Origin of the sequence: Microcoleus sp. FACHB-1515, assembly GCF_014696105.1 — a bacterium.
Classification (GTDB): domain Bacteria; phylum Cyanobacteriota; class Cyanobacteriia; order Elainellales; family Elainellaceae; genus JAAUTJ01.
In genome coordinates, this window is the sequence record NZ_JACJPO010000007.1 from 1 (window position 1) to 9,545 (window position 9,545).

At 51.5% G+C, this 9,545-nt stretch carries 6 protein-coding genes and 2 pseudogenes; 4 read left to right on the plus strand and 4 right to left on the minus strand.

Annotation, left to right across the window (positions count from 1 at the left end; translation table 11 throughout):
- Positions 1–247 precede the first annotated feature (247 nt).
- The 3 genes and pseudogenes from H6F67_RS28435 to H6F67_RS00510 all read right to left on the minus strand — a co-directional run.
- Positions 248–634: pseudogene (locus H6F67_RS28435) on the minus strand (transposase family protein); the annotation flags it as partial.
- Positions 635–642: 8 nt separating this feature from the next.
- A complete protein-coding gene (locus H6F67_RS27260; RefSeq protein WP_199304170.1) occupies positions 643–1,077 on the minus strand; it encodes a transposase family protein in 435 nt (144 codons plus the stop codon).
- Between the two features lie 117 nt (positions 1,078–1,194).
- A pseudogene (locus H6F67_RS00510) lies at positions 1,195–1,401 on the minus strand (helix-turn-helix domain-containing protein); the annotation flags it as partial.
- Positions 1,402–1,561: 160 nt separating this feature from the next.
- Between H6F67_RS00510 and H6F67_RS00515 the strand changes: the two are divergent.
- Both H6F67_RS00515 and H6F67_RS00520 read left to right on the plus strand, forming a co-directional pair.
- Positions 1,562–2,380 (plus strand): aldo/keto reductase, encoded by an 819-nt coding sequence (locus tag H6F67_RS00515; RefSeq protein ID WP_313926740.1) that lies wholly within the window; start codon positions 1,562–1,564, stop codon positions 2,378–2,380.
- Between the two features lie 84 nt (positions 2,381–2,464).
- Positions 2,465–2,602 carry a hypothetical protein gene (locus H6F67_RS00520; protein ID WP_242020429.1) on the plus strand — a complete coding sequence of 46 codons (138 nt, stop codon included), beginning with the start codon at positions 2,465–2,467 and terminating at the stop codon, positions 2,600–2,602.
- Here the strand turns inward: H6F67_RS00520 and H6F67_RS00525 are convergent.
- Positions 2,599–6,129, minus strand: a complete 3,531-nt coding sequence (locus H6F67_RS00525) for a WD40 repeat domain-containing protein (RefSeq protein ID WP_190762261.1) — start codon at positions 6,127–6,129, stop codon at positions 2,599–2,601. The two genes, H6F67_RS00520 and H6F67_RS00525, sit on opposite strands and share 4 nt — an antisense overlap.
- Before the next feature lie 430 nt (positions 6,130–6,559).
- On the opposite strand from H6F67_RS00525, the gene H6F67_RS00530 reads away from it, so the two are divergent.
- Positions 6,560–7,243, plus strand: coding sequence for a PPC domain-containing protein (locus tag H6F67_RS00530; protein WP_190762263.1), 684 nt, complete (start codon positions 6,560–6,562; stop codon positions 7,241–7,243).
- A gap of 134 nt (positions 7,244–7,377) precedes the next feature.
- Positions 7,378–9,231, plus strand: coding sequence for a cadherin-like domain-containing protein (locus tag H6F67_RS00535; protein WP_190762265.1), 1,854 nt, complete (start codon positions 7,378–7,380; stop codon positions 9,229–9,231).
- Positions 9,232–9,545 lie beyond the last annotated feature (314 nt).

Below are 9,545 nucleotides of genomic sequence, written 5' to 3' on the forward strand. Positions count from 1 at the left end.
GCTGCTGCGGCGAAAATAGTGGGTAGGTGACTGCCTGTGAAGATAGCTCAGTGCCAGGATGTTATTAGCTGCATACAGGGGGGAAGATTGCTCAACCAATCTTCCCCCCTGTGTCTTAGGTTTATTGTTAAGTGCAGTGCATGAACTATAGTAGCAAGGTTAGTTTGAGCAGCTTTTGCTCTAAGTTGCAATAATAAATGCAATGGCAAAATCGACAACCGCTTGTTCAATAGATCTCCTGCATGACTCAAGCAAAGTGTGCCAGTTCGTAGTTGAGTAAGCCTGCAATCAAGTTCAAGCGCAAGCCAAACCGCCTTCTACGATTACGATAGCGTCCCGAAAAGATGCGAGAAATCTTGAAGCGGTGAATCGCGTGTTCCACTCGCACCCGCAGTCGAGCGAATGCCCGATTATGCTGTTTCTCCGCATCAGGTAACAGTTGTTTGCGTGGTTTCTTCGCAGGCGTACAAGTTCCCGCGTGACGTTTGGCAAAGCCTTGATAACCTCGATCAGCTAAACACAATTGTGACGAGATAAACGGGATGCGACTGCGTTTGAGCAGCTTGAAATCATGGGTTCTACTCGTGTCGATGGCGGTGCAAATGATTTGCCTAGTTTCATAGTCCCCCACCGGTTGCGGCTTTAGCGTGTGACATTTATGTTTGCCACTGTAGTAACGTTTCTGGTTTTTTTGAGTCGTTTAATTTCCATCTCGCTCACGTCCACCATCATCACCTTCCACTCCCATCTCGGTTGGTACATCTGGCGCTGGTTCGGCAGGCAGAACTTGCCGCACTTAACCAACAGATCTTCGACTTTCTTGACAATGCGCCCCACTGTCGTTTCATGTACCCCCCAACTGACGCCAATGTGGAACTGGCTACGATACTCGCGCCAGTACTCCAGGGTAATGAGCAGTTGATCCTCGACATCCAGCTTGTTCTGTCCGCCGGGCTGTCCTTGTCGCTCCAGGTGAGGACGCGAAACTTCCACCATCTCGCCAAAAGTGCTACGGCTCACTCCACACAAGCGTTTGAACTCGGTTTCGCCCAATGAGTTCAGTTCCTTGTAGCGCATGATGCTCCTCCCAGATGCAATGCTTCCATTGTGCAAGCGAGCGCCCGAAGGCAGCGAAGCATACCCTAAACTGGCACATTCCTTAATTAGTCATGCAGGAGGTCTTTTGTGTGCTTTGACCTGATTCTTCACACACGGCTTCTTGCGACTGATCTCATGCAGCGCAATCTCACGGCCTTGCTCGTAAAGCTGCTTGAAGCGGTAGAAGCCGTCACGAGAGTAGACCATCACTTTGCAAGCCTGCAAGACACTACCAAGTCTTTCAGCGAGTTTGAGGATGCCCAGTTTGTTTTTGATAATCTTTTTGTCTTGTGTGGTCGTCATCTAACATGCCTTGCTTGTGTTGAGTGTACCAGGTTCCAAAAAGGTTGGGTCGCGTCAAACTCGATCGCACACAATAACAGGAAAGGGTTTTAGAGCTGATTTATGAAAGTAAATCTTAAGCTGCTAAACGTCTCACCAGCCGCCGAATTAAAGGATAGGTATGGCCCCTTTACGAATGAAGAACTGGTGCAAAGCGATTCGCGATCGCCGCAATCAGGTCATTCTCGCCACCAAATTCGGCAACGTCCGCAGCCACGACGGTCAGTTTTTGGGCGTGAGCGGCAAACCAAAGTATGTGCGTCAGGCGTGTGATGCTTCATTGCAGCGCTTGGGCGTGGATGTGATTGACCTGTACTATCAGCATCGGGTTGATCCGACTGTGCCGATCGAAGAGACGATCGGGGCAATGGCCGAACTGGTGAAGCAAGGCAAAGTCCGCTATCTGGGTATGTCTGAGGCGGCTCCGGCCACGATTCGACGGGCACACGCGGTTCATCCGATTACCGCCCTGCAAACCGAGTACTCACTGTGGAGCCGTGAGCCAGAAGATGAACTGTTGCCCCCTGTGCGCGAGTTAGGCATTGGCTACGTGGCGTACAGCCTGCTCGGTCGCGGCTTTCTCTCCGGGCAGTTCACCAGCCCCGACGATTTTGCCCCCGACGACTATCGCCGCAATTCACCGCGCTTTCAGGGCGAGAACTTCTACAAGAATCTGCAACTGGCCGAGCAGGTGAAGGCAATTGCATCCGAAAAAGGCGTAACACCGAGTCAGCTTGCTTTGGCGTGGCTACTGGCACAGGGCGATGATATCGTGCCGATTCCCGGTACAAAGCGGCGGCGGTATCTGGAAGAAAACATTGCCGCCACTGAGATTACGTTGACGGAGGGAGAGTTGAGCCGAATTGAAGCAGTGGTTCCCAAAGGCATCGCGGCTGGATCTCGCTACGCGGAAGCGCACATGAAGGCGCTCAATCACTAAAGCCTTCATCACCGGAGTCAAACAAAGGACTCGGTTTAGAGGTTGCGCGTCAACTAGCTTAACAGGGCTGTACGGTGCTGCTCGATGCCCGCGATCGAACTTGTCAGCTTGCGACCGTTGCCGCCTTTGCTGCCGCTGGCGAATCTGCCGCAATTGAAGATTCATGCGGGCTATGCGCTCAGACTCGGCGTGATGCAGGACGAACTCAAAGAAATCATTTAATACGGCTCAATCGCGCCGAGTGCCCGCAACGTGGCTTTTTGAGCATCGCTCACGCCGACAACACCTGTAACGTTCATCCCCTCGTAGGGGCGGGGTGTCCGAATGGTGTGTAGTGCTTTTCCCGTCGCGATGTCCCAAAATCGAATGGTTTCGTCAAAACTGCCACTCATGAGTATTGCAGATGCATCGACATGGGCATCGATCGCGCCAGGCTGAAAGCTGACCGCCGAAACCAGTCCAGCATGACCGTAGAAGGTGCGGCAACACTGCCTTGTTTCAAGATCCCAAAGTTTGACGGTGCGATCGAAACTGCCGCTGGCGAGGTACTGTCCATCCGGACTGAAGGCGATCGCCACAACCGGAGCGAGATGCCCTGCAAAGGTGTGAATGCACTCGCCTGTTTCGACATCCCAGAGTTTAAGCGTGTGGTCATAGCTGCTGCTTGCCAAAATGCCGTTGGGACTCCAATCGATCGCCCAAACGCTGTTGCTGTGGCCTTTGAGGATTTGAATGCAGGTTCCCTGATCCCAGATGCGAATCGTCGTATCGAAACTGCTGCTGGCAAGCAGACCATCCGCCCGAAACCGGATCGAGACGATCGGAGCGGAATGACCTTCAAGCGTTTGCAGGCATTCCCGCGTTTCCACATCCCACAGCTTAATGGTTTGATCGTAGCTGCCGCTTGCCAAGCGCTTGCCATCCGGTTGAAACGCGACTGACCATACCCAGCTTGCATGACCTGTCAAGGTTGCCAAACACTGTCCGGTCTGAAAATTCCACAGCTTGATGGTGCGATCGGCACTGCCGCTGGCAAGCACAGGCAACTCCGGCGCAAACGCCACTGACCAAACGCGATCGCGATGTCCCTGTAGCGATCGAACTAGTTGCTGGCGATCGAGATTCCACAGGCGAATGGCTTGATCTTCATGTCCGACTGCTAGAAGGGAAGATTGCGGACTGGAAGCGATCGCCAAAATGCCGTTTGTGTGGCCTTTCCAAGCTTTGGCACAGTGTCCGGTTTTGAGGTTCCACAGGCGCGTGGCGTGATCGTCGCCGCCGCTGGCAAGCAGTTGACCGTCGGGACTGAAGGCGACTGACCAAACGCGATTGCGATGTTCATGCAGGGTTTGGACGCACTGGCCTGTGTTGACATTCCACAGTTTCACCGTCTCGTCATAGCTGCCACTGGCGATCGCTGCTCCGCTCGATCGAAACGTTACGCTGGTGACGGTGGCGCGATGACCGTGCAGGGTCTTGAGGCATTCTCCGGTTTCGACCGACCAAAGTTTGATGCTGCCGTTGAAGCTGCCGCTGGCAATCACACGACTATCTGGACTGATGGCAACGGCTTTGACCCAGTGTGAATGAGCGGCGATCGAGCGGCGACAGGTGTATGTTGGGATGTCCCACACTTTAACCGTGCAGTCTTCCGATCCGCTAACTAGGATTTGACTATCAGTGCTAAAAGCGATCGACCACACACGCGCCGAATGCTCAGACAAAACGGCCTCGCAGGTGAAAGCTGGCAGCGACCACAAGCGAATTTCTTCAGCGCAGCTTGCCAGCAGTTGCCCGTTTGGAGAAAACGCGATCGCGTTGATCGTGTGCGTGTGGCCGCTGAGAATTTGGATACACTCACCCGTTGCTACGTCCCACAGCTTCACCTGACGGTCATCGCCTCCGGTTGCCAGTCGCGTTCCATCTGGGCTGAAGGCGATCGCCCAAGTCCAAACCGTGTCAGCTTTGAAGGCAATTTGCTGTTTGCCGCTGCCCAAGTGCCAAATTTGCACTTCCCCGCTGGTATCGCTGGTTGCCAGCAGTTCTCCGTTCGGACTGAAGGCCACACAACACACGCCACCAAAGGTTTCAGCAAACACGGATTTACTCAGGTCAGCATAGGCAAAGTTCACCTGCTGAAGCGAAACATCAGCCACATATGCCTGCCAAACGGGAAAATGCGAAAAGTCCGAGCCAGTCAGGTCAATGTCAAGATGACACAGCAGATTGATCACATTGCCGATCGCATAGCCTGCTTTGTACTCAGCTTGGCGATACTGCCAGAGCAGATGACTCAGTTGATCGGCCAAATCGCGATCGCTGCCGAGTTGCGCGATCGCCTGCTCCACCAAGGGCTGCAAAATCACGCGCACCTGACTGTCGCGGATGTAGTCTCGTGCGGTTGCCTTGATCAGGGCAAAAGCGTTGAGAAACGAGTGATGCGGCTGAAAGTGAAGCAGTTCAGCGCAGACCTGTTCGATCAATCGCTCGATCAGATATTCCATCACAACGGGCTGCTGCGTGAAGCCGCTCGGCGATCGCTCAATTAGCGATCGAGCCTTTAGCGATTCGAGTGCTTCCACCACTTTGATTGGCGACACGGGCGGAACAAGGTCGTCTTGTAGCTCGATCGCGCTGATTGGTTCGCGGTTAATCGCCAGCCAGTACATCAGCTTAATTTCCAAGTCCGAGAGGCGATCGATCTGTTCGCGGATCAACTGCCGAATGCCGTCAAACACAATCATTTCCGTTTGCAAAAACGGCTCGATTTGCCCTGCAAAAATGTCGTGAATGATCGCGGCTGTAATCTTGAGGGCGAGCGGATTTCCCTGATAGCGCGTGGTCAGCATTTGCACCTGAGCCGATGAGCCTTGCAGGTTTTTATCAACCAGCAGTTGTTCGGCAGCGATCGCGCTCAAACCCGTCAGCGGTAGAACTTTAACGGCAGCGTGTTCCCCCTGCAAAATGCTCACCTCGATCGGCTGTTCGCGACTGGTCAAGACGAGACAGCTTGGATGGCGCGTTTCACCCACACGCCTGAGCAGTTCGCCATAGCCTGCATCGCCCTCGCGATACACGCCGACCCGCTGACCCGCCTGAAACAAAGCATCGAAGTTATCCAGCACAATCAGGCAGCGCTTTTGCCGCAGACATTCCAGCAGTTGAGTCAGCTTGCCGCCGTCACTATCGGGCAGTTGTAAATCCGGCTCAGCCAAACCGCGAATCAGCGTCGTCAGCAGTTCACTCAGGGGCGGCGCATCCCGCAGCGATCGCCAAATCAACCCGTCAAATTCAGTCTGTACCTGTTCCGCCAGCTTTACCGAAAGCGCGGTTTTGCCAATGCCGCCCATGCCGACAATCCCGATCAAGCGACACCGATTGCGAATCCAACTGCTCAAGGTTTCTAGTTCGCTCGATCGATCGTAGAAGCCGGAAACATCGATCGCATCGCCCCAATCTTGATGCATTCGCGCAGGTTCGATCGCCTGTTGCGCCTGTTGTTGCGCCTGTTGTTGCAAAATCACGCGAAAGTTAAACTTCGTTACCTTCACGTTTAATGCCTCAGAGAGCGATCGCCACAGCTTTGATCCGGTGTCTTTGATATAGCCCAATCCGTAGCCGGATGCTTTGGCAATTTCTTGATAAGACTGGCCTTCCCAAGTTTGCCGAAACACCAGTTCTTCCACTTTATTCAGGCGTTGCTGCGGTAATAATTGGGCGGCGATCGCCAAGGCTTCTTCAACGGACATAACAGCTTAGACCAGGTGAATGAACAGGCGCAATCTCAACGACTGCTTTGCAAAAACACAGAGATGGAAGACACACTACTTAATACATTGGCAACAGCGATACGGAGAATAAAACACTGCTTGGAGCGATCGCACTCCCTCTAAGAATTCAAAGAAAACCTGTATTTTCCATCAATTTTGACCTATTTCTTAACCGAAACAGACCTTTATCAGACTTTTTCCAGACTTTCTTCGGCTGTCAAATCGATGACGGGCTGGCTAATTTAGTTTCATCACCTGAAAAGCAGCATCAACCCCCGAAATTTGTTCACCAAACTTCACATCAGTCCTGCTTGTTCAAGCCGTATTTTCTGATGCTGCAAGTAACAAATTAGACACAAAGTTTTGTTGCAGCCTGCATTCATTCACCTGCTTGGAGTTAAACGCAATCATGCTGAACTATCACTCTGTTCGCAAGCTGGCGATCGCGATCGCTCTGACTGGAACGACATTTGCGCTACTTGTCCCGAAAGCGATCGCTCAAGTCTTCAGCGACGCTGGATTTCTTGATGTGGGCGAAACCGTTGACCACACCTTTCAAGGCACGGCGGGTCAAGAAGTTACGATCTCCGTTGAAAGCGGCGATTTCGATCCCTACATGACCATCTATGGGCCAGGTGGCCGCTTTTTGGTTGAAAACGATGACGCCAACGGCACACTCAATTCGATGGCAACTGTGACGCTGCCGCGATCGGGAACCTACCGCATCGTCGTCGGTGGATACGACATGGATGCGGACAATGGCCGCTATTTCGTTCGCGTCGATGAAGCGTTTGTGCCGCCTGCCGCACTGGTGAATGACACCAATTTCCTCAGTCCCGGTCGCTTCCAACAGTATTTCATTGACGGCACCCAAGGCCAAACGCTTAACGTTGCGCTCGAAAGCAGCGAGTTCGATCCGCTCTTGCGAGTTTACGACGCCAGCAATCGCCGCATCGCTGAAGTCGATGATACAAACAACTCAACCAACGTCTATACAGCAATCACCCTGCCGCGATCGGGTCGCTACCGCATCGTTGTTCAAGGCTTTTCCAACAGCGATTCGGGTCAATACACCTTGTCGATTACCGAGTAGGAAATTCGTCCACTGGCCGAAAACAGAATTGGATCAGCCTTTGATCCAAAACAAATCGCGATCGCACACTGCTAGAAAAAGTGTGCGATCGCATCACGACAAAACAAATTCATCCAACAATTTGGCACACATCTATGGCGACTGCTCGCACTGAACGCTTCACAGCCAGACAAGATTTGCTGCAAGCATCTGTCAACTTCCGAAATGCGATTGGCGGTAAAAATTCAACGGATTTAATAACTTTTTCGATCGGCAAACGCAGCAGTGTTGCGATCGCGCTGACTGGCTTGAAGGCGGATGCAAATCTATCACTGCCAACCAACCAAGGAACTTTTTCTTCTCGTAGACGTGGAAAGCAAAATGAAAATCTAGCACTTACATTAGAGGCTGGCACTTACACCGTTAAAGTTTTCACAGGTCGCACGACTGCGAAAACCAAGTATCGTCTTAGTCTTCAAGCGACTGCAATCAATACGATTCCCGACCCAATTCCTAACCCAATCAACACGGCTCCTAGCCTCACTGCAAACGCACTGTTTAATGCAAATCGCAACAATGCTTCGGTGATTAATGCTAGCTTTTTGAAGTCAATCGACGCTGAGCAATCCTCTGGACAGCTTACCTATCGCCTGACCCGATTGCCTACCAATGGCTCCCTTCTCTTCAACAACGCACCCCTTGCACTGAACAGCACGTTCACGCAAGCAGACATCGACAGTGGCCGAATTTCTTATCGCAATCAAAGCACCAAAGAAATTCCCAACAGCAATTCAAGTTCCGCTTTTGTATACACATCGGGTAACAATGCAGCCTGGATTAGCGGTAGCGGCAGTAATGCTGAAATTTATTTCTACAACGGTGCAACAGGTCAAACCAAACGACTCACGACAAACAGCGTTGAAGACAGCAGCCTCGCAATTTCTGGCAGCAACGCTGCTTGGATTAGCGGTACGGGTACGAATGCCGAAATTTATTTCTACAACGGCACAACGGACGCTACAACTCGCGTCACAACAAACTCTAGACGGGATAGGGAGTTATCCTTGGATGGAGAACTTGTGGCTTGGAGAACTGATTATTCTGATGAGTCAGATGTACAATACTCCATCAACGGCGGGTCTGTAGCCGCAGTCGATTCAAGCACTAGCCACAGCGACTTCAACCCGATCGTTTCTGGCTCTTACATTTCATTCGATCGCTCATTTGGTTCTAACACCACCAATCCTGCAAGGGGTATCTACCTATTCAACACAAACACGAGGGCATCTGCAATTAAATTGCCGTTTAGTGATGTCGGACGAGTCTTCAACCGAAAGATGTTTGGCTCTAAGGTCGCTTGGAACATTCTTCCTGATAATACTGACCTGTACGACATCTACTTTTATGACGGCTCCAACACTTTTTCGATCGACAATAGCAACACGATCGATGATTATCTAACTTCAATTTCTGGTTCTGGAGCGATCGCTTTCACCCGAAAAACTTCTTCAACCGACAGTAAACAGGTATTTTGGGCACCTGCGATTTCTAACCCAATGGACTTAAGATCGGTTGGCTCGAATGTATTCGGTTTGCCAGAAGCATCTGGTACTTATCTAACCTGGGATACCAGATACGGCTCTGACAAAAATGTCGAGTACTACAACGGCTCAACAACTTACTCGATCGATAACGGCACTCGCTACAACGACGATTTCTCCCGAATCTCCGGATCGAACATTGCTTTCCGCAGAGATGATACTTTGGGTGCAGCGGATGATGGTTGGTATTTATTTGACCTGGAAGCAGTGACGACTAGACGCATTACATCGGACATTACCAATCTCTCCGTTGTTGGGATGAATGGTAAGAATGTGTTCCTGCACAACACAGCAAACTCGCGTCTGTTGTTCTACAACGGCACAACCAATGCGGATAGTTTCGGCTTCACCGTCAGCGATGGTTCAGTTTCAACCAGCGGAACATTCAACATTGGGCTGAATGGCTAATTGCTCAGAATTAAACAAAAGCTGACTGCTCAATCGTGCGATCGCTTTTTGACCTGCATATAGGAGGATTCAGGTTGAGCGTCCGCCTGATTGTCTTCAGGTTTTTCCTGGGTTTCTGGGTGAGCCGTGAGTGTTCTCGATCGAGCGAAAAGGCGGCTCTAGCACTTCCAATTACAAAATAATATCAAATCCGGTTGATTGCCCATGATTAAGTGCCACTGCTAATCAGCCAACCGCCGCTGCCCACCAATGAAAGCTGGTTAGCCCCTTGATCAGATCACGCCGCTTGAGCAGCACTCGACAGCGGTGGGCAG